Raw genomic sequence first — 19,775 nt, forward strand, 5'->3', positions numbered from 1 at the left:
CAGCCTATCGACCGCCCGGCGGGCCCACCCCGGCCGCGTCCGCGGCGGGCCCTGCCGCATCACGCGCCGTGCTGCCCGGGAATCAGCAGCCGTGCCGCCGCCGCTGCCGTGCGCGGTCCGACGCCGAGCGCCAGCGCCGCGCGCAGATCGTCGCCGGTGTCCACGTCCTGGCGCACCGAATCCACCGACTTGAGCGCCAGTTCCACCGCGCCCGAGGCCCGGTGCCGTACACGGGAATCCGTGCCGAATGCGGGCAGCAATTCCAGGCCCGGGGCCGCGCTCAACAGCGTCGTACCGATTCCGGCGGCGTCGGGCAGAAATGCGCGGGGGAATTCGGCGGCGGCATCGAGTACCCGGGTCAATTCCACGGTGCGCAGGGCGGGGAGATCGGCGTTGAGGGCCGCCACGGAGCCGCCGGGGCGCAGCTCCTGTACGACGGCCGCCGCGTGGGCGAGCGCGGGGTTCAGACCGCCCGCCGGCTCGTCCCGGACGATGCGGGCGCCGAGGGCGGCCAGTTCCCGCCCGGCCAGCGGATCGTCAGTGACGACCGCCACATCGAGCACCGCGGCACTGGAGAGCGCCGCGGCCACCGTGTCCTGCGCGAACGCGAGCGCGAGCCCCGGACGAAGTCCGTCCCCGGCGGTGTCCGAGAGCCTGCTCTTGGCCCGCGCCAAGGCCTTCAGGGGTACGACCACAGTCCACTGCACGAGCGCTCCGTCCCTGTTTTGTCGGTCCATTCTCACCCCGTCCGACCGGTGACGGGCGACGCCGATTCGGGCGGCGGCACATCGGGAAGATGTGCGAAGCCACATCCATGCGCCGTGGTGGGTGACAGGCGGGCGTACCGTGTTCTCGACAGACGGGCGGCCCGGGGCGACACTTGTGCGGCCCACAGCCCCAGCCCCGGGCCTTCGCCCGGTCCCTAGAGGAAGGTGTCCGCGTGCCCCGCCGCAGAATCGGCTTCTGGTACCGCTTCGCAGCGGTCCTCGGCAAACCGCCGCTGTTGGTTCTGCTCAAGCGGGACTGGCGCGGAATGGAGAACATTCCGGCCGACGGTGGATTTATCACAGTGGTGAACCACAATTCACATGTGGATCCGTTCGCCTACGGACACTTTCAGTACAACACCGGGCGCGTTCCTCGTTTCCTGGCGAAGAGCGGTCTTTTCAAGAAGGGATTCGTCGGCGCCGTGATGCGCGGCACCGGACAGATCCCCGTCTACCGCGAGAGCACGGACGCCCTCAGCGCCTTCCGGGCCGCGATCGACGCCGTCGAGCGGGGCGAGTGCGTCGCCTTCTACCCCGAGGGCACCATCACCCGCGATCCGGACCAGTGGCCGATGACCGGCAAGACCGGTGCCGCCCGCGTCGCGCTCCAGACCAAGTGCCCCGTGATCCCCATCGCCCAGTGGGGCGCGAACGAGCTCCTGCCGCCGTACGCCAAGAAGCCCCAGGTCCTGCCGCGCAAGACCCACCACGTCCTCGCCGGTCCGCCCGTGGACCTCGCGCGCTTCTACGACAAGGACATGTCCCCCGAGCTGCTGAAGGAGGCGACGGAGGTCATCATGGCCGCCATCACCCGCCAGCTGGAGGAGATCCGCGGCGAGAAGGCGCCCGAGAAGCCGTACGACCCGCGCGACGTGCGCATCGAGCAGCGCCGTCGGAGTGCCGAACAGGACGAGGCGCGGCAGAAGGAGGGGCAGGGCCAGTGAGCAAGCCGGTCAAGGCGGCCGTGTTCGGAACGGGATCGTGGGGAACCGCCTTCGGCATGGTGCTCGCCGACGCGGGGTGCGACGTCACCCTGTGGGCACGCCGCGCCGAACTGGTCGAGGCGGTCAACTCCACCCGTACGAACCCGGACTACCTGCCGGGCGTCGAACTCCCCGAGAACCTGCGGGCCACCACGGACCCCGCCGAGGCCGCGCGCGACGCCGATTTCACGATACTCGCGGTCCCGTCGCAGACGCTGCGCGGAAACCTCGCCGAATGGTCGCCGCTGCTCGCGCGCGGCACCGTCCTCGTCTCCCTGATGAAGGGCGTCGAACTCGGCTCCGCCATGCGGATGAGCGAGGTCGTCGAGGACGTCGCCAAGGTCGTACCGGAACGCGTCGCGGTCGTCACCGGCCCCAACCTGGCCCGGGAGATCGCCGCCCGCATGCCGGCCGCCGCCGTGGTCGCCTGCTCCGACGAGGCCGTCGCGCAGCGGCTCCAGGCCGTCTGCCACACCCCGTACTTCCGGCCGTACACGAACACCGACGTCGTCGGCTGCGAACTCGGCGGTGCGGTCAAGAACGTCATCGGGCTGGCCGTCGGCATCGCGGACGGCATGGGGCTCGGCGACAACGCCAAGGGCTCGCTCATCACGCGCGGGCTCGCCGAGACCACCCGGCTCGGACTCGTCATGGGCGCCGACCCGCTGACCTTCTCCGGGCTCGCCGGCCTGGGCGACCTGGTGGCCACCTGCTCCTCGCCGCTGTCCCGCAACCACACCTTCGGCACCAACCTGGGCAAGGGCATGACGCTCGAGGAGACCATCGCGGTCACCAGCCAGACCGCCGAGGGCGTCAAGTCCTGTCAGTCGGTGCTGGATCTGGCCCGCCGGCACGGCGTCGACATGCCGATCACCGAGACGGTCGTCGGCATCGTCCACGAGGGCAAGCCGCCTGTGGTGGCGCTCAAGGAGCTGATGTCGCGCAGCGCGAAGCCCGAGCGACGCTGAGCGAACGCGCCGGGCGGACGCTGTCTCAGGGCCCTACGGGCAGGTAGTCTCATCGCGATATGAGCACCGAGAACCTCCCCCAGAGCCCTGAGCAGCCGTCCCGCAAACCGCGCGTTGCCGTTGTCTTCGGCGGCCGCAGCTCCGAACACGGGATCTCCGTGGTCACCGCCGGTGCCGTGCTGCGCGCCATCGACCGGACGAAGTACGACGTGCTGCCGATCGGCATCACCCGGGACGGCCGTTGGGCGCTCACCGCCGACGAACCCGAGCGGATGGCGATCACCGACCGCCGTACGCCGAGCGTCGAGGAGCTCGCGGAGTCCCACGAGGGCGGCGTCGTGCTGCCCGTCGACCCCGCGAACCGCGAAGTCGTCTACAGCGAGCCCGGTTCGGTGCCCAAGGCGCTCGGCGAGGTCGACGTGGTCTTCCCGGTGCTGCACGGCCCCTACGGCGAGGACGGCACCCTTCAGGGCCTGCTGGAGCTCTCCGGTGTCCCGTACGTGGGCGCGGGCGTGCTCGCCTCCGCCGTCGGCCAGGACAAGGAGTACATGAAGCGGGTGTTCACCTCGTTCGGGCTCAAGGTCGGCCCGTACGTGGTGATCCGGCCGCGCGAGTGGGAGCGCGACGAGGCCGCCGCCCGCAAGAAGATCATCGACTTCGCGGGCGAGCACGGCTGGCCGCTGTTCGTGAAGCCCGCCCGCGCCGGTTCGTCGATCGGCATCACCAAGGTCGAGGACCTCGCGGGTCTTGACGAGGCGATCGCCGAGGCCCAGCGGCACGACCCGAAGATCCTGGTGGAGGCCGCGGTGCGCGGCCGCGAGATCGAGTGCGGTGTCCTGGAGTTCGAGGACGGCCCGCGCGCCTCGGTGCCGGCCGAGATCCCGCCGCCGGACGCGCACGCCTACTACGACTTCGAGGCCAAGTACATCGACTCGACGCCCGGCATCGTGCCCGCGCCGCTGACCGACGAGCAGACCGCCGAGGTCCAGCGGCTCGCCGTGGACGCGTTCGAGGCCGCCTCCTGCGAGGGCCTGGTGCGCGCGGACTTCTTCCTCGCCGAGGACGGGGAGTTCGTGATCAACGAGATCAACACGCTGCCCGGCTTCACCCCGATCTCCATGTACCCGCAGATGTGGCAGGCGAGCGGGATCAGCTACGGCGAGCTGGTGGACCGTCTGATCCAGGCGGCCCTGCGCCGTTCCACCGGACTGCGCTAGAGGGCGTCCGGCCCTTCACGCCGCCCGGCGGGAAGGACCGGACACGCCCGGGCGTCCGGCACCGAGTTCACGAGGCGATCCCCTTGGGGATCGCCTTTGTGACGGCTGGGGCCAGATCGGCGAGCGGCCCGACACCGTCGCCGGTCCGGTCCTTGGGGAGGCTCACCTCGACATACGCCTGGCGCAGCGTCGTGGTGAAGAGGAACGAGCCGTCGTCGCGCTTGTGCAGCAGCCAGCCGACGCCGTTCGCCTCCAGCCCGTCCGCCTCCGGATCGTTCATCTCGGCGGGCCTCTCGACACCGCAGCGCAGTATGATCGCCGGGCTTCCCCAGCCCGCCGTCAGCGCGGACCGGGGCTCGGGATCGTTCCGCTCGAGGCCGTCCACCTTCCGCGGCAGCGCCTGGTCCAGGTTCTGGCACAGCTTCGTGACCTTCGCGTCCGGGCTGGGAACCGCGGCCGAGGGGCTGTCGTCGCTTGAGGAACAGCCCGCCGTGGCGATCAGCAGGGCGAGGGCGGGCAGACCGAGTCGCCGGTGACGGAAGAAATCCACCGGCCAAGCGTAGACGGGGGCTAGAGGTGCACGACCGGGCAGGTCAGGGTGCGGGTGATGCCGTCCACTTGTTGGACCTTCGCGACCACCATCCGGCCGAGTTCGTCGACGGTGTCCGCCTGGGCGCGCACGATGACGTCGTAGGGACCCGTCACGTCCTCGGCCTGGATGACCCCAGGGATCTTGCTGATCGTATCGGCGACGGTCGACGCTTTGCCGACCTCCGTCTGGATCAGGATGTACGCCTGTACCACGGAACCTCCAGGGCGGCCACGAGGATCATGTGGGGAGAAGGGACGCCACGGTATCGCGTCGCCGCTCGCCGCGGGGAGACCCGCGGAGGCTGTGGCGTGAGCGCCGGGGAACTCCGGCGACACAAGTTGACGGTCGACTCGACGGTATCGAGGACCACGAGGGCTCGCGACCGGGCGCAGCAGGGAACAGAAGGGGACGAACGACGATGAAGGGCACCGTGGGCGAGCTGGGCGAGTTCGGGCTCATCAGGGAGCTCACCTCCCGGCTCACCACCACCCCGGCGGTCCGGATCGGCCCCGGCGACGACGCAGCGGTGGTCTCCGCGCCCGACCGCAGGGTGGTGGCGAGCACCGACATCCTCCTGGAGGGGCGGCACTTCCGCCGCGACTGGTCGACGGCCTATGACGTCGGCCGCAAGGCGGCCGCGCAGAACCTCGCGGACATCGCCGCGATGGGCGCCGTGCCGACCGCGCTGCTGCTCGGCCTCGTCGTCCCCGCCGAACTGCCCGTCACCTGGCCCACCGAGCTGATGGACGGCCTGCGCGACGAGTGTCAGGTGGCGGGAGCGGCGGTGGTCGGCGGTGACGTCGTCCGCGGCGACACGATCATGATCTCGATCACCGCGCTCGGCGATCTGCGCAACCACGAGCCGGTCACCCGGGGCGGCGCCCAGCCCGGTGACGTCGTCGCCGTCACCGGCTGGCTCGGCTGGTCCGCGGCCGGCTACGCGGTGCTCTCCCGCGGCTTCCGCTCGCCGCGCGCGTTCGTCGAGGCGCACCGGCGCCCCGAGCCTCCGTACCACGCGGGCCCGGCCGCCGCCGGACTCGGCGCCACCGCGATGTGCGACGTCAGCGACGGGCTGATCGCCGACCTCGGGCACATCGCGGAGGCGAGCAAGGTACGGATCGACATCCGCTCCGGGACCATCGACATCCCGTCCCAGATGAACGACATCGGGCAGGCCCTGGGCGTCGACCCGATCCAGTGGGTGCTCACAGGCGGCGAGGACCACGCGCTCGTCGCGACCTTCCCGCCGGACGTGAAGCTGCCGGCGCGCTGGAAGGTGATCGGCGAGGTCCTCAACCCGTCGGCGCTGCCCCAGGTGACGGTCGACGGTGCGCCGTGGACCAGCAAGGGCGGCTGGGACCACTTCGGGGGCATCGAGTCGTAGGGCGAGGGGCGGACGCAGACGCCGACGACGGCCGCTTCGGCGTCCGTCCGCCCGTCACGGCACCGTTCCCGGGCGCGACTCGCCGCTCAGGCGCTCCCGTGGGCGTGCGGGCACAGCAAAAAGCCGGTCCACATTCGTGGACCGGCTCTGTGCAGCGAACCAGCTGTGGCCGCGCGCTTAACTGGCGTCAGCGCGAGACCTTGCCGGCCTTGATGCACGAGGTGCAAGCGTTCACGCGCTTCGGCGTCCCGCCCACCACGGTACGCACACGCTGGATGTTCGGGTTCCAGCGACGGGACGTACGGCGGTGCGAGTGCGAGATGTTGTTGCCGAAGCCCGGCCCCTTGCCGCAGACGTCGCAGTTGGCAGCCACGGGTCACTCCAAAGACTTCAGATGCACTTACGGTTGATCCCGGCATGCCGGGATCAAGATCATAGGATCTGAGTGGCGCTGCCAGGGGGAAGGCCCGATCGGGATCGGGCAACCGGAGCAGCATACAACGCCTGCTCCCGTAGAGCGAAACTACCACGGCTGCCGCGGCCCGGAGGCGCTCGCCCAGGGGCCCGGAGCCCGGGATCCGCACAGCCCTCTTCCGGACCCCGACCACTCTGGGTCTACGCTGCGTCCCACGTCCAGCAGCTCAAGGAGGCGCAGGTGGCGCAGGTGCCGCAGCCATTGGATGCTCTCGCGGTGCGCACCTGGTGCGGGCTCGCGCTCCAGGAGCTGGGGCGGACGCGCGAGGAGATCGACGCGATCAACGTCTATCCAGTGGCCGACGGGGACACCGGCACGAACCTCTATCTCACCGTGGAATCGGCCGCCGCCGCCGTCGAGGCGGTCTTCGCCGGATACGAGGCGGGCGGCACGCAGCGCCCGACGCTCGCCGACGCCGTCCGGGCCATGGCGCACGGAGCGCTCATCGGGGCCCGCGGCAACTCCGGGACGATCCTGGCCCAGCTGCTCCGGGGCATGGCACAGGTGCTCGCCGACGGTGAGACTGCTCACACCGATGCGCAGGGACTGCGGCTCGCGCTCCGACGGGCGGCCGACTCCGCCCGTCAGGCCGTCGCCCACCCGGTGGAGGGCACCGTCCTGACCGTCGCCTCGGCCGCCGCGGACGCGGTGACCGGAACCGAGGGCGACTGCGCGGGCGTCGCACGGGCGGCGTACGAGGGGGCGCGGGCGGCGCTGGCGGCGACGCCCGGGCAGCTGGCGGTCCTGGAGCGCGCCGGTGTGGTCGACGCCGGCGGCCGGGGCTTGGTGGCGGTGCTCGCGGCCCTGGTGGAGACGTTCACCGGCGAGGCGCCGCGGCTGCCGGACAGCACCGGCCGGATCGTCCACGCGCGCGTCGGCGGCGTCACGCCCCTCGTTCCCGGGGAGTGCCCGGACGTCCCGGCCGACGGAGGCGGCCCCGCGTACGAGGTGATCTATCTCCTGGAGGCCGAGGACGCGGCCGTGGCGCGGCTGAGGCGCCGGCTCGACGCCCTCGGGAACTCCCTCGTCGTGGTCGGCGGGGACGGGTTGTGGAACGTCCATGTGCACGCCGACGACGCGGGAGCCGCCGTGGAGGCGGGGGTCGAGGCCGGACGCCCGTACCGGATCCGGATCACGCACTTCGCCGAGGGCGACGTGCACACCGGGGGCGCCGGACGGCCGCCGCGTGAGCGGGTGCAGCGCGCGGTGGTGGCGGTCGTGCCGGGGGAGGGCCTGGCCGGGCTGTACCAGGAGGCCGGGGCGACCACCGTGCTCGCCCGGGCCGGGGAACCGCCCGCGAGCGGTGAACTGGTGGAGGCGGTGCGCCGGGCGCACGCGCGCGAGGTGGTGCTTCTTCCGAACGACGCGGACCTGCGCCACACCGCGGCCGCCGCGGCCGAGCAGGCGCGCACCGAAGGCGTACGTGTGGCGCTGATCCCGACCCGGTCCGCGGTCCAGGGCATCGCCGCGCTGGCCGTGCACGAACCGGAACGGCGGTTCGACGAGGACGTCGTGGCGATGACGTCGGCGGCGGGGGCGACACGGTACGCCGAAGTCGTGGTCGCGGAACTGCAGTCCTGGACGACGGCCGGGATCTGCCAGGCCGGCGACGTCCTCGGCCTGATCGACGGAGACGTCGCGGTCATCGGCTCGGACGTCACGGCGACGGCCGAGTCGGTCCTGGACCGGATGCTCGCGGCGGGCGGGGAACTGGTCACCCTGGTTCTGGGCGACGAGGTCCCGGAGTCGATCTCGGAGCGTCTGGAGTCGCGGGTGCGGGAGTCGTACCTCGCGGTCGACACGGTGGTCTACCGGGGCGGGCGCCAGGGGGCACTGCTGCTGATCGGCGTGGAGTGACGGGGCCTGCGTGCCGGTGGTGAGGGACACCGTGGCGTGAGCCGCCGGGTGCCCGTCGAAGTCGCGGGCACCCGGCGCGCTCCTCACCGTTCCCGGGGTGCCTGAAGCAGCTCCAGCAGCCGTTCCGCCTCGGCCCGCCGCGTTCCGGCAGCCTCGGACGCGCCGTCCGCTTCCTCGTACGCCGACAGCACCGCACGCGCGCGTGCCGCTGCCGCGTCCTGGCGGCCGAGGTCGGCCTCCAGGCGGGCCGCCGTCAACTCCGCGCCGGTGCGGACGTCGAGGGCGTCCGCGCCGAGGGACGTGAACGTCTCGATCGCCTCCGTGAGGTGCGTCAGCGCCTCCTCGAAGGCAGTGCGCATCGCCTCGTCCTCGTCGTCGGCCGACCGGGCGATCAGTTCGCCGAACTGACGGTGCGAGTGGCCGAGTTCCATGGTCAGCCCGGCCCGCGCCGCGGCGTCCTCGGCGTCCGCCGCGGCGGACCCGCACTCCTGTGCCGCCTGTGCCATCAGCTCCCGGGCCGCCTCCAGGCCGGCGTCGCCGCCGGCCGCCAGCCACGCGCGGGCGCGCAGCGCGCGCACCAGCCCGTGCGTGTTGCCCAGCTCGCGCCACAGGTCGGCGGCACGGGCGTACGCCCGGTCCGCCTCCGCGGGCAGTTCGGCGTGTCCGAGCGCCTCGGCGGCCAGATGGGCCAGCATCGCGTGGTCCCGCTGCTCCGGCCAGTGCCGGGCGATCTCCGCTGCCCGCAGCCACCGTTCCGCCGCGGCGCGGTGCTCGCCGAGTTCGGTGTGGCAGTCGCCGAGCCACCACAGCGTCTGCACGATCGCCCCGTCACCGTGCGTCTCGGCGGTCAGATCGGGCAGCGCGGACTCCAGCACCTCGGCCGCCTCGGCGCAGCGGCCCTGGCGCAGCAGGAACCCGCCCAGCTGGTGCCTCGCCCACGCGCCCAGCGTCGCGGCCTCGTCCGCCTCGTCCGCCTCGTCCGCCCAGTGCGCCGCCTCCAGGGCGTGCTCGGCGGCCTCGGTGAACTGACCCGAGGCTCCCAGCGCATCCGCCAGCTGAAGGTGCAGCTGCGCCTGGACGACCGGCTCGAGAAGCTCCCGGCCGTGCTCCAGCGCGTCGCGCGCGGCCCGCTGAGCCGTCTCCGCGTCGCCGAGCTGCCGGGCTGTCTGGGAGAGCCGCACCTCGTGCTCGACCGCGAACCACGGCAGGTCCGCCGCTATGTACTCCTCGGCCGCCTGCGCCAGCAGCTCCACCGCGGCCCCGCCGTCCCCGGCGTGCGTCGCGAGCTCCCCGAGCATGGCCTTCGCCTCTGCGGCCCGGTACGCGAGACGCACCTGAGAGGTGTGCGGCCCGGCGAACGCCAGCAGCTCCCGTACGGCCTCTTCCGCAGCCTCGGGGGAGCCCTCACCCTCGTGCAGTCGGTGCATCAGGATGCGCGCCCGTCCGACCAGCACGGACGCCGTCTGCCGTACACCCGTGCCACCCTCCTCGAAGAGGGCGAGAGCCTGTTCGCACAGCCCGGTGACGGTCTCCAGCGCCTCGTCCGCGTGACCGGTCAGGGCGCGTACGTACGCCCCGCGCGCCCGTGCCGCCAGCGCCTCACCGGGGTCGCCCGCCTCGGCGTACAGACCGGCAGCCCGCTCGAAGGACTCGGCACCCTCCGGACCCCGGCCCAGCGCCTCGTGGTCGACGAGGTCCGCGCGGTCTCTTGCGTCCAGTTCCAGGCCCTCCGCGGCGAGCGCCACCGCCGCCCACGCCTCCACGGCGTCCGGGTGCAGGCGCTCCGACAGCCGCCGGGCCTCGGCCAGCAGATCCGGAAACTCCTGCTCCGTCCGGGCCGGGGCGGCCGGCGGCGCAGCCGCCACGGGTGCCGGCCGGGTCGTGCGCACGCCCAGCGGCAGCCGGTCCACCAGCGGGCGCCGGTCCATCCGCTCCCGGGTGCGCTCGCTGACGTACGAGGTGCCGTTGCGCGTGTCGAAGCGTGCGGCGAGCGCCAGCGCCTCCCCGCGCGCGTGGGCGGCGAGTTCCCGTGCGGTGAACTCCCGGCCCGCCGGTCCCGGTACCGCCTGGTCGCCGAATCCCCGCTCGACCAGCCGGTCCATCAGCAGCGTCACCACGGCCAGGAAGTCCAGTTTGCTGCGCGGCTCCCCGGAGTCCGTGAAGTAGGCGGGCCGCTCGGCCAGCAGTTCCAGACCGCGCGCCTCGTTCCCGGTCAGCGCGCAGAACTCCACGTGGTCCGCGTACGAACCGCGCATGCTCTCCATGGCCCGTACCAGCCGGAAGCCGCGCAGATGGTGCGCCCGCGCCTCGTCCAGGCGGCCCAGACGCACCAGCGACAGCAAGGAGGAGGCGAGCACGGCGTGCGGCTCGTGCGCGCACACGTACTCGCCCTCGAGGACCGGCCGCCACAGCTCCAGCGCACGCTCGTCCTCGCCCTTGCGTGCCTGCCACCACCCCTGGTCGTGCAGCTCGCACGCGTGGCAGTCGGCCATCTCGTCGCGGTCGGCGGCCAGCCATGCCGCGTACGCCCGCTCGGCCCGCTCCAGGTCCCCGGTGTGCGCGGCGACGCTGAACTCGGCGCTGCGCACGGCTCGTTCGGAGTGGCCGGCCAGCCGGTAGCGGTGCTCCATCTCGCCGAGCCACTTCTCCATGGAGGCGAGCGGGATGTGCGGCTGGCCCAGCATGCCCGCCGACATCCACTTGAAGACCCAGTACAGCGAGTGGGTCTCGTACGCGTCGAAGTCCTCGGGGCGTTCGTCCCACATGCGCAGCAGACGCGCGAAGGGGACGAACATCTTGTCCTTCTCGGAGCTGTAGTTGTAGACCTTCAGCTGGTGGCCGAGCGCCTCGATCACGGCCAGCGGGATGTCGAGCTTCTCCGCCTCCACCAGCAGCTGCTCCGCACGCGCGTTGCGCGCCGGACCCTCCGGCTGCTCGTGGTTGTCCGCCATCGCCCGGCGCAGCGAGTCGAAATCCATGACCTCGCTCATCGGGATCCGTCCTTGGGTGAGTTGGTGTGGGTGGCCCATTCGAGGAGGCCGATGAACGCGCGGTTGAGGAGTGCGGAGTCGGCGGGCCGCAGCGGGCGCTGGGCCATCAGCAGGGCCTGGCCGTAGAGGGACTCGGTGGCGGTGCCGATCAGCTCCGGGTCGTCCACCGAGCTGATCCTGCGGATCAGCGGGTTGAGGTGGTTGAGGACCAGACGCGCGCGGGGCGCGCTGCCCCGCAGCGACCCGAGGATCCCCGCCCACAGGTCGCCGGCCTGTTCCTCCGCCTCGGCGCGCGCCTGCTCGTGGCGCGCGGCCCGGTCGTCCAGGTGCAGGGCGGGCACGGAGAGCGGGTGGAACGCACGCAGGACCACGTCGCAGCCCAGCGGGTCGAGGGTGGCGCGCGCGGCGGAGAGGAACGCCGACAGGGCCAGCTCCTCGGCCGGGTCCACCGCGTCCAGATGCGCGGTCACGGTCTCCGCGTCCAGCTCGGCGACCACCGTCCCCGGGCGCACCGACGGCAGTGCCTCCACCAGCTCGGCGTCGTAGGTGTAGCCGCCGTTGACCACGCCGACGCCCTGTGCGGACGCGATCGGCGCGACCTGCCGGTACTCCTCCACGGTCCGGGTGAAGTGCACGACGGGATGCCGCTGTGCGAACTCCTCCAGGGACAGCCGTCCGTCCGTGGTCTCGAAGGGGAGCCACGGCAGCATCGTGCGCAGCATCTCCTTGTCGTGCCGCGCCAGCGACTTCACGCCCAGGTAGTGCACGGACAGGAAGGCCGCCAGGCGCTCGGGGTCGCCGGCCGCCAGGCCCGTCAGCCAGGACCGGATGCGCTCCCCGAGGGCCTCCCGCACGGCCGCGAGGGTCTCGTCCTCGTAGAGGGACTCGCGTGAGGCCGTGGGCCGCAGACTGTCCGTGTCGAGCACACAGCGCACGAAGAACGCCCAGTCCGGCAGCAGCTGTTCGGCCCGCTCGGTGAGCAGCATGCCCTTCAGGTGCACGCGGTGGCTTGCCCGCTGCGCGGGGCTGACCGCGGTCGGCAGCACATAGGCCACGCCCCGGATCCCGGCCAGCGGGACGTCGAGGTCGATCGAGTCCAGCGGGGTGAACCCGAACAGGTCGTGGCAGTGGCGCGCCAGGGCCACCCTGCGGGTGGTGGGTGAGGGGTACGCGCGGTCCCAGGGCGCTGGCAGATCCGTGATCGCCTCGTCGCCGACCCGGACGTCGTACGGCAGCAGCGACCCGAAGTCCCGTGCCAGGAGCCGCACCCGGTCCGCGGAGAGCCACTCGGCGGCGCCGGGACGGGCGACCAGGTGCACGGTGGTGCCGGGTTCGGGCCGGGCATCCGGCGGCAACGTCCGCACGACATAGGACCCGTCGTCGGTGGCCGTCCACTCCACGGGCGGCGCGTCCGGCGTACGGGCGCTGCGGCTCACCACCCGGATGCGCTCGGCGACCACGAAACAGGCGAGCAACCCGATGCCGAACTGGCCCAGGAAGCCGGACCGCGCCTCCTGGAGCCCCTCGGCCCGCTTGGAGCTGCGCCCGATGGTGGCGAGGAGGTCGTGCACGTCCGACTCGGTGAGCCCGATGCCGGAGTCCTCGACGCGCAGGCTGCCGCCGTCGGCGTACAGCCGGACCCGGGCCGGTGCGTCCGGCTGCTCGGACCGGCGGGTCGTGATCGCGTCGACCGCGTTCTGCAGCAGCTCGCGCAGATAGACCTTGGGGCTCGAGTAGAGGTGATGGGAGAGCAGGTCCACCAGACCGCGCAGGTCGACCTGGAACGTATGAGGTGGTTGAGGTGACTGAGGTGCCTGGGATGACTGTGAGGTCTGGGAGTCCATCGTCACGGCGCCGTGGGTGGGGGCAGGTCGACGGCGCGGGGGTCGGGCGGTCCCGGTGGGGCGGTGACCGCGGAACGAGCCGGGGCGCGCCATCCTAGGACGGGAGCCACCCCGCTGACCAGCGGATTTGCGAGACGTATACGGCATTGTCAGTCCGGTGGTGTGCAATGGATCTCGTGCCCGCACTGGAAGACCCGCTGAAGAAGGTGCTCGGCCCCGCCACCGCGAAGGTGATGGCCGAGCACCTCGGCCTGCACACCGTCGGAGACCTGCTCCACCACTACCCGCGCAGATACGAGGAGCGCGGTCAGCTCACCCATCTCGCCGACCTCCCCATGGACGAGCACGTCACGGTGGTCGCCCAGGTCGCCGACGCCCGGCTGCACACCTTCGCCTCGGCCAAGGCCCCGCGCGGCAAGGGCCAGCGCCTGGAGGTCACGATCACCGACGGCAGCGGCCGCCTCCAACTGGTCTTCTTCGGCAACGGCGTGCACAAGCCCCACAAGGAGCTCCTGCCCGGCACCCGCGCACTGTTCGCGGGCAAGGTCTCGGTCTTCAACCGCAGGCTGCAACTGGCACATCCCGCGTACGAGTTGCTGCGCGGCGACGACGTGTCGGAGACGGTCGACAGCTGGGCGGGCGCCCTGATCCCGATGTACCCGGCCACGGCCAAGCTGGAGTCCTGGAAGATCGCCAAGGCGGTGCAGACGGTGCTGCCCAGCGCCCAGGAGGCCGTCGACCCGCTGCCGGACTCCCTGCGCGACGGCAGGAGTCTGGTCTCCCTGCCCGAAGCCCTGCTGAAGATCCACCGCCCGCACACCAAGGCGGACATCGCCGACGCACGCTCCCGGCTGAAGTGGGACGAGGCCTTCGTCCTCCAGGTCGCCCTGGCCCGCCGCCGGCACGCGGACGCCCAACTCCCGGCGGTGGCCCGCGTCCCCGCCCCCGACGGCCTGCTGGCGGCCTTCGACGCCAAGCTCCCCTTCACCCTCACCGAGGGCCAGCGGAAGGTCTCCAAGGAGATCTTCGGTGATCTGGCCACGGAACACCCGATGCACCGGCTGCTCCAGGGAGAGGTCGGTTCCGGAAAGACCCTGGTCGCGCTGCGCGCCATGCTCGCCGTCGTGGACGCGGGCGGTCAGGCCGCCATGCTCGCGCCCACCGAGGTGCTCGCCCAGCAGCACCATCGCTCCGTCGTCGAGATGATGGGGGAGCTGGCCGAGGGCGGCATGCTGGGGGGCGCCGAGCAGGGCACCAAGGTGGTGCTGCTGACCGGGTCCATGGGGGCCGCCGCGCGCCGGCAGGCGCTGCTCGATCTCGTCACCGGGGAAGCCGGGATCGTGATCGGCACCCATGCGCTGATCGAGGACAAGGTGCAGTTCCACGACCTCGGTCTGGTCGTGGTGGACGAACAGCACCGGTTCGGGGTGGAGCAGCGGGACGCGCTGCGCGGCAAGGGCAAGCAGCCGCCGCATCTCCTCGTGATGACCGCGACGCCGATTCCCAGGACCGTCGCCATGACCGTCTTCGGCGATCTGGAGACCTCCGTCCTGGACCAGCTCCCGGCCGGGCGCTCCCCGATCGCCAGCCATGTGGTGCCGGCGGCCGACAAGCCGCACTTCCTGGCGCGCGCCTGGGAGCGGGTGCGCGAGGAGGTCGCCGGCGGTCATCAGGGCTACGTCGTCTGCCCCCGGATCGGGGACGAGGAAGACGCCCCGAAGAAGAAGTCCCCTGAGGACGAGGCCGAGAAGCGGCCGCCGCTCGCCGTGCTCGACATCGCCGGGCGACTGGCCGAAGGGCCGCTCCAGGGCCTGAAGGTCGAGGTGCTGCACGGGCGGATGCCGCCCGACGACAAGGACGCGGTGATGCGGCGGTTCGCCGCCGGTGAGACGGACGTGCTGGTCGCGACGACGGTCATCGAGGTCGGCGTCAACGTCCCGAACGCCACCGCGATGGTGATCATGGACGCCGACCGCTTCGGGGTCTCGCAGCTCCACCAGTTGCGTGGCCGCGTCGGCCGCGGCTCGGCGCCCGGGCTCTGCCTGCTGGTCACCGAGATGCCCGAGGCGAGCGCGGCACGTCAGCGGCTGAGCGCCGTGGCGTCCACCCTCGACGGCTTCGAACTCTCGCGCATCGACCTCGAACAGCGGCGCGAGGGCGACGTCCTCGGCCAGGCCCAGTCCGGGGCCCGGTCCTCGCTGCGCATGCTCGCGGTCATCGAGGACGAGGAGATCATCGCCGAGGCCCGTGAGGAGGCCGCCGCGGTGGTCGCCGCCGACCCGGACCTCGACCGGCTGCCCGGTCTGCGCACGGCCCTGGAGGCCCTGCTGGACGAGGAGCGGGAGCAGTACCTCGACAAGGGGTGACCGAGCGCCCACGGCGCGCGGCCTGCGAAACTGGAGGGGCACACCCGCCCCGTGGAACCGGGCACCCCCGCATACCGACAAGGACCCGAAGATGACTCGCGTGATCGCCGGCCGGGCCGGCGGACGCCGTCTGGCCGTCCCGCCCGGGAACGGCACCCGACCCACGTCCGACCGGGCGCGCGAGGGCCTCTTCTCCACCTGGCAGGCGCTTCTCGGCGGCCCGCTGCACGGCGAGCGCGTCCTCGACCTGTACGCCGGATCGGGCGCCGTGGGCCTCGAGGCGCTGTCCCGGGGGGCCGGTCACACCCTCCTCGTCGAGGCCGACGCCCGGGCCGTGCGCATCGTCCGCGAGAACGTCAGGACACTCGGCCTCCCCGGAGCCGAGGTGAGGGCAGGTAAAGCGGAACAGATCATCAGGACACCGGCGCCTGAACAGTCGTACGACATCGTGTTCCTGGACCCGCCGTACGCCGTCTCGGACGACGATCTTCGCGAGATTCTGCTCACACTCCGCACCGGGGGCTGGCTCACGGCCGAAGCCCTCGTCACCGTGGAGCGCAGCACCAGAGGCGGAGAATTTCGGTGGCCACAGGGCTTCGACGCGATCCGGTCCCGTCGTTACGGCGAGGGGACGTTTTGGTACGGTCGCGCCGCCTCTACGTGCGAAGACGCACGATGACCGGACCGGAGAGCGAGGGATCACAAGTGCGCCGCGCCGTCTGCCCCGGGTCGTTCGACCCGATCACCAACGGACACCTCGACATCATTGCCCGCGCGTCGAAGCTGTACGACGAGGTCTATGTCGCGGTGATGGTGAACCAGTCCAAGAAGGGCCTCTTCGACGTCGACGAGCGGATCGAGCTGATCCGCGAGGTGACGGCCGAGTTCGAGAACGTCGTCGTGGAGTCCCACCACGGCCTGCTCGTGGACTTCTGCAAGCAGCGCGACATCCCCGCCATCGTCAAGGGGCTGCGTGCCGTCAGCGACTTCGACTACGAGCTGCAGATGGCCCAGATGAACAACGGCCTCTCCGGTGTGGAGACCCTCTTCGTCCCCACCAACCCCACCTACAGCTTCCTGTCCTCCTCGCTGGTCAAGGAGGTCGCGGCCTGGGGCGGTGACGTCTCCCACCTGGTGCCCCCGCAGGTCCTCGAGGCCCTGGGCAAGCGCCTCGGGCAGGGCTGAGCGATCTCCCGGCGGGTTCCTCGGAATCTGACACCTCGTCACCTGGTGTCGGGCGGGGCGGCAGTGGTCGTAGAGTCGAACCGTCCGTCTCCAACACAGCTGTAGAGAGTGGCGAGCACACGGTGGACGTGCAGAACAAGCTCGACGAGATCGTCGCGATGGTCACCAACGCCCGGTCGATGCCCATGTCGGCCTCGTGCGTGGTCAACCGCGCCGAGCTGCTCTCGATGCTGGAAGAGGTGCGCGCGGCGCTGCCCGACTCTCTGGCCCAGGCCCAGGAGCTCATCGGCGGCCGCGAGGAGATGGTCGAGCGGGCCCGCCAGGAGGCCGAGCGGATCATCGAGACCGCGCACGCCGAGCGGGGCTCGCTGATCTCCGACACCGAGGTCGCCCGCCGCTCCCAGAACGAGGCCGACCGCATCCTCGCGGAGGCCCGCCGGGAGGCCGAGGAGGTCCGGGCCGAGGCTGACGACTACGTCGACTCCAAGCTCGCCAACTTCGAGGTCGTCCTCACCAAGACGCTCGGCTCCGTCGGCCGCGGCCGGGAGAAACTCCTCGGCACCGGCCCGGAATTCGACGAGCAGGGGTACGTGGACCCCGAGGAAGACGACGCCCCCGAGCGCAGCCACGACCCCGAGACGCTGCGCCGCGACGCCGACGCCTACGTGGACGCCAAGCTCGGAGCCTTCGAGGCGGTCCTCGCCAAGACCCTCGATGCCGTCGGCAAGGGCCGCCAGAAGCTGCACGGCCGGATCGCCAGCGACGACCTCGGCGCCCTCGCCGCGGACCCGACGACCGTCCGGCACTCCAGCGACGCCGACTACCTGGCCGATCTCGCGGCCCTGGCGGACAGCCCCGCCGAGGCCCCCGCGGTCCCGGCCCAGAGCCCCCAGATCCCGGCCCAGCAGGCCGAGCCGGTCTACGCCCAGCAGCAGGATCCGTACGGTTATCAGCAGGTCGACCAGTACGGCTACCAGCAGACGTACGCCCAGCAGGACGCCTATGGCTACCAGCAGGCCGACCCGTACGCCGCCTACCCGCAGCAGACGTACGACCAGCAGGGCGTCTACGACCAGGGGCACGGGCAGGCGCACGGATACACCCAGGGCAACGCCCTCGACGAGACCAGCCTCTTCGACACCAGCATGATCAGTGCCGAGCAGCTCCGCGCCTACGAGCAGGGACGCGGCGGTCACTGAGGGCCGCGGACCCCAGGGTGCGAGCGCACCGGATTGGGCCGTGAGCGGAAGGTCCAGTATCCTGGCACTTCGGTCGCGCGTAGCCTCCGCGATCGGCGCTGCCCGGAATGCCACGGGACGGTGTCCCTTCCGAGTCTTGAAGACCCAGGACTCGAAGACCGAAAGCAGGAATGGCCCTGAACGCCCGCCTCGACCACCGCAACCCCCTCGTGTTCGACACGCACGAGCTGGGGCGGCGTCCTGGTGCGCTGCAGCGCCTGACCCGCACGGTCGACGCCCCGAAGGACCTGGGTATCCAGGGTGTCGTCGGGGTGCCCGAGGGGGCCCCGGTGGAGCTCGAACTCCGGCTCGAGTCGGTCATGGAAGGGGTGCTCGTCACAGGCACCGCCCGTGCATCGGCCGAGGGGGAGTGCGTAAGGTGTCTGGAGCCGCTGGAGCTGGAGCTCGAAGCGGAATTCCAGGAGCTGTTCTCGTACCCTGACGCCGACGACCGGGGCCGTGTGATCACGGAACCGGGCGACGACGCCGAGGACGACGAGGACAGGTTCTTCCTCGAGGACGGACTTTTCGACCTCGAACCTCTGCTGCGCGATGCGGTGGTGCTCGCACTGCCGATGCAGCCGGTGTGCCGGGAAGACTGCCCGGGTCTGTGTTCCGAGTGCGGAGCACGGCTCGCGGACGACCCGGACCACCACCACGACGCCGTCGACATCCGTTGGGCGGCACTGCAGGGACTCGCCGGCACCATGAAGGACGGCGAGAAGGACGAGATGAGCGGCGCCGAAGCGGGCGTCGACGAGAAGCAGGAGAAGTAGCCGTGGCTGTTCCGAAGCGGAAGATGTCGCGCAGCAACACGCGCCACCGCCGGTCGCAGTGGAAGGCTGCGGTCCCCACTCTGGTTGCGTGCGAGCGCTGCCACGAGCCCAAGCAGCAGCACATTGCGTGCCCCTCGTGCGGCACCTACAACAAGCGCCAGGTCCTCGAGGTCTGAGCGGCTGGTGAGAGGTCTGATGTCTGACGCCAAGGCGGATCCAAACGCCAGGAAGAAGGCGGACAACACAGCCTCGTCCCACACGCTTCTGGAAGGGCGGCTCGGCTACAAGCTCGAGTCCGCCCTTCTGGTGCGTGCGCTCACCCACCGTTCCTACGCGTACGAGAACGGCGGTCTGCCGACGAACGAGCGCCTGGAGTTCCTCGGGGACTCCGTCCTCGGCCTCGTCGTCACCGACACGCTGTACCGCACCCACCCCGACCTGCCCGAGGGCCAGCTGGCCAAGCTGCGGGCCGCGGTGGTCAACTCGCGTGCGCTGGCGGAGGTGGGCCGCGGGCTCGACCTGGGCTCCTTCATCCGGCTCGGCCGGGGCGAGGAAGGCACGGGCGGCCGGGACAAGGCGTCCATCCTTGCCGACACCCTTGAAGCGGTGATCGGTGCTGTCTATCTCGACCAGGGCTTGGACTCGGCGGCGGAGCTGGTGCACCGCCTGTTCGACCCGCTGATCGAGAAGTCCTCGAATCTCGGCGCCGGCCTGGACTGGAAGACCAGCCTCCAGGAGCTGACCGCGACCGAGGGACTCGGCGTGCCCGAGTACCTGGTCACGGAGACCGGCCCGGACCACGAGAAGACCTTTACTGCTGCCGCCCGCGTCGGAGGCGTCTCGTACGGCACCGGCACCGGCCGCAGCAAGAAGGAGGCGGAACAGCAGGCCGCGGAGTCGGCCTGGCGCTCCATCCGTGCCGCCGCCGACGAACGCGCGAAGGCGGCGGCCGAGGCGGAGTCGTCCCCCGACGGGGACACCGACACGGCTTCCGCCCAGGCGACGGCCTGAATCCTTCATCACGGAACGCGCCCCGGCACACATGCCGGGGCGCGTTCCGCATCCTGAGGCTCTGCCGAGGCCGCCCCTCGTCCGTCCGGGCCCGCCTCAGGAGCCCTCCGAGGGGCCTTGAT

The 19,775-nt window shown here is 71.7% G+C and carries 18 protein-coding genes; 12 read left to right on the forward strand and 6 right to left on the reverse strand.

The window, feature by feature from the left end:
• Nucleotides 1–59: 59 nt before the first annotated feature.
• Nucleotides 60–707 carry a 2-phospho-L-lactate guanylyltransferase gene (gene cofC, locus ABZ904_RS12300; RefSeq protein ID WP_361822817.1) on the reverse strand — a complete coding sequence of 216 codons (648 nt, stop codon included), beginning with the start codon at nt 705–707 and terminating at the stop codon, nt 60–62.
• A 233-nt stretch (nt 708–940) separates the two neighbouring features.
• On the opposite strand from cofC, the gene ABZ904_RS12305 reads away from it, so the two are divergent.
• From ABZ904_RS12305 to ABZ904_RS12315, 3 genes are read left to right on the forward strand one after another with little or no spacing between them, the layout of a single operon-like run.
• Complete coding sequence (locus ABZ904_RS12305; protein WP_359397102.1) at nt 941–1,711, forward strand: lysophospholipid acyltransferase family protein; 771 nt, start codon at nt 941–943, stop codon at nt 1,709–1,711.
• Nucleotides 1,708–2,718 (forward strand): NAD(P)H-dependent glycerol-3-phosphate dehydrogenase, encoded by a 1,011-nt coding sequence (locus tag ABZ904_RS12310; RefSeq protein ID WP_359397105.1) that lies wholly within the window; start codon nt 1,708–1,710, stop codon nt 2,716–2,718. Before ABZ904_RS12305 ends, ABZ904_RS12310 begins: the two co-directional genes overlap by 4 nt.
• 59 nt (nt 2,719–2,777) lie before the next feature.
• Nucleotides 2,778–3,935 (forward strand): D-alanine--D-alanine ligase family protein, encoded by a 1,158-nt coding sequence (locus tag ABZ904_RS12315; protein ID WP_359397108.1) that lies wholly within the window; start codon nt 2,778–2,780, stop codon nt 3,933–3,935.
• A gap of 67 nt (nt 3,936–4,002) precedes the next feature.
• Here ABZ904_RS12315 and ABZ904_RS12320 read toward each other — a convergent pair whose 3' ends face one another.
• Together ABZ904_RS12320 and ABZ904_RS12325 are read right to left on the reverse strand one after the other, a co-directional pair.
• The gene (locus tag ABZ904_RS12320; protein WP_359397111.1) at nt 4,003–4,485 is read right to left on the reverse strand and encodes a DUF3515 domain-containing protein; all 483 of its coding nucleotides are present in this window, start codon (nt 4,483–4,485) and stop codon (nt 4,003–4,005) included.
• 20 nt (nt 4,486–4,505) lie between these two features.
• Nucleotides 4,506–4,739 carry an Lrp/AsnC ligand binding domain-containing protein gene (locus ABZ904_RS12325; protein ID WP_017947604.1) on the reverse strand — a complete coding sequence of 78 codons (234 nt, stop codon included), beginning with the start codon at nt 4,737–4,739 and terminating at the stop codon, nt 4,506–4,508.
• A 206-nt stretch (nt 4,740–4,945) separates the two neighbouring features.
• On the opposite strand from ABZ904_RS12325, the gene ABZ904_RS12330 reads away from it, so the two are divergent.
• The gene (locus tag ABZ904_RS12330) at nt 4,946–5,911 is read left to right on the forward strand and encodes a thiamine-phosphate kinase (protein ID WP_359397115.1); all 966 of its coding nucleotides are present in this window, start codon (nt 4,946–4,948) and stop codon (nt 5,909–5,911) included.
• A gap of 187 nt (nt 5,912–6,098) precedes the next feature.
• Here the strand turns inward: ABZ904_RS12330 and rpmB are convergent, their stop codons facing one another.
• Nucleotides 6,099–6,284 (reverse strand): 50S ribosomal protein L28, encoded by a 186-nt coding sequence (gene rpmB, locus ABZ904_RS12335; RefSeq protein ID WP_003993230.1) that lies wholly within the window; start codon nt 6,282–6,284, stop codon nt 6,099–6,101.
• A 282-nt stretch (nt 6,285–6,566) separates the two neighbouring features.
• Between rpmB and ABZ904_RS12340 the strand changes: the two genes are divergently transcribed.
• A complete protein-coding gene (locus tag ABZ904_RS12340) occupies nt 6,567–8,243 on the forward strand; it encodes a DAK2 domain-containing protein (RefSeq protein WP_359397117.1) in 1,677 nt (558 codons plus the stop codon).
• Nucleotides 8,244–8,326: 83 nt separating this feature from the next.
• On the opposite strand, the gene ABZ904_RS12345 is transcribed toward ABZ904_RS12340, so the two are convergent.
• Complete coding sequence (locus tag ABZ904_RS12345; RefSeq protein ID WP_361822822.1) at nt 8,327–11,233, reverse strand: tetratricopeptide repeat protein; 2,907 nt, start codon at nt 11,231–11,233, stop codon at nt 8,327–8,329.
• Complete coding sequence (locus ABZ904_RS12350) at nt 11,230–13,077, reverse strand: HSP90 family protein (RefSeq protein WP_361822879.1); 1,848 nt, start codon at nt 13,075–13,077, stop codon at nt 11,230–11,232. The genes ABZ904_RS12345 and ABZ904_RS12350 overlap by 4 nt, the downstream gene beginning before the upstream one ends.
• A 167-nt stretch (nt 13,078–13,244) precedes the next feature.
• On the opposite strand from ABZ904_RS12350, the gene recG reads away from it, so the two are divergent.
• From recG to rnc, 7 genes are all read left to right on the forward strand, one after another.
• On the forward strand, nt 13,245–15,443 hold the full coding sequence (gene recG, locus ABZ904_RS12355) for an ATP-dependent DNA helicase RecG (RefSeq protein WP_361822825.1): 2,199 nt from the start codon (nt 13,245–13,247) through the stop codon (nt 15,441–15,443).
• Nucleotides 15,444–15,534: 91 nt separating this feature from the next.
• Nucleotides 15,535–16,122: a 16S rRNA (guanine(966)-N(2))-methyltransferase RsmD gene (gene rsmD / locus ABZ904_RS12360; protein WP_359397125.1), complete on the forward strand. Its 588-nt coding sequence runs from the start codon at nt 15,535–15,537 to the stop codon at nt 16,120–16,122.
• Nucleotides 16,123–16,148: 26 nt separating this feature from the next.
• Nucleotides 16,149–16,628: a pantetheine-phosphate adenylyltransferase gene (gene coaD / locus ABZ904_RS12365; RefSeq protein WP_359397239.1), complete on the forward strand. Its 480-nt coding sequence runs from the start codon at nt 16,149–16,151 to the stop codon at nt 16,626–16,628.
• Between the two features lie 122 nt (nt 16,629–16,750).
• Complete coding sequence (locus tag ABZ904_RS12370; protein ID WP_359397127.1) at nt 16,751–17,827, forward strand: ATP synthase F0 subunit B; 1,077 nt, start codon at nt 16,751–16,753, stop codon at nt 17,825–17,827.
• Nucleotides 17,828–17,997: 170 nt separating this feature from the next.
• Nucleotides 17,998–18,642 carry a YceD family protein gene (locus tag ABZ904_RS12375; RefSeq protein WP_359397129.1) on the forward strand — a complete coding sequence of 215 codons (645 nt, stop codon included), beginning with the start codon at nt 17,998–18,000 and terminating at the stop codon, nt 18,640–18,642.
• A gap of 2 nt (nt 18,643–18,644) precedes the next feature.
• The gene (gene rpmF, locus ABZ904_RS12380; RefSeq protein WP_003951102.1) at nt 18,645–18,818 is read left to right on the forward strand and encodes a 50S ribosomal protein L32; all 174 of its coding nucleotides are present in this window, start codon (nt 18,645–18,647) and stop codon (nt 18,816–18,818) included.
• A gap of 19 nt (nt 18,819–18,837) precedes the next feature.
• Complete coding sequence (gene rnc / locus ABZ904_RS12385) at nt 18,838–19,653, forward strand: ribonuclease III (protein WP_359397132.1); 816 nt, start codon at nt 18,838–18,840, stop codon at nt 19,651–19,653.
• The last annotated feature ends 122 nt before the right edge of the window (nt 19,654–19,775 follow it).

It is taken from the genome of Streptomyces sp. NPDC046900 (assembly GCF_040644975.1).
Taxonomy (GTDB): domain Bacteria; phylum Actinomycetota; class Actinomycetes; order Streptomycetales; family Streptomycetaceae; genus Streptomyces.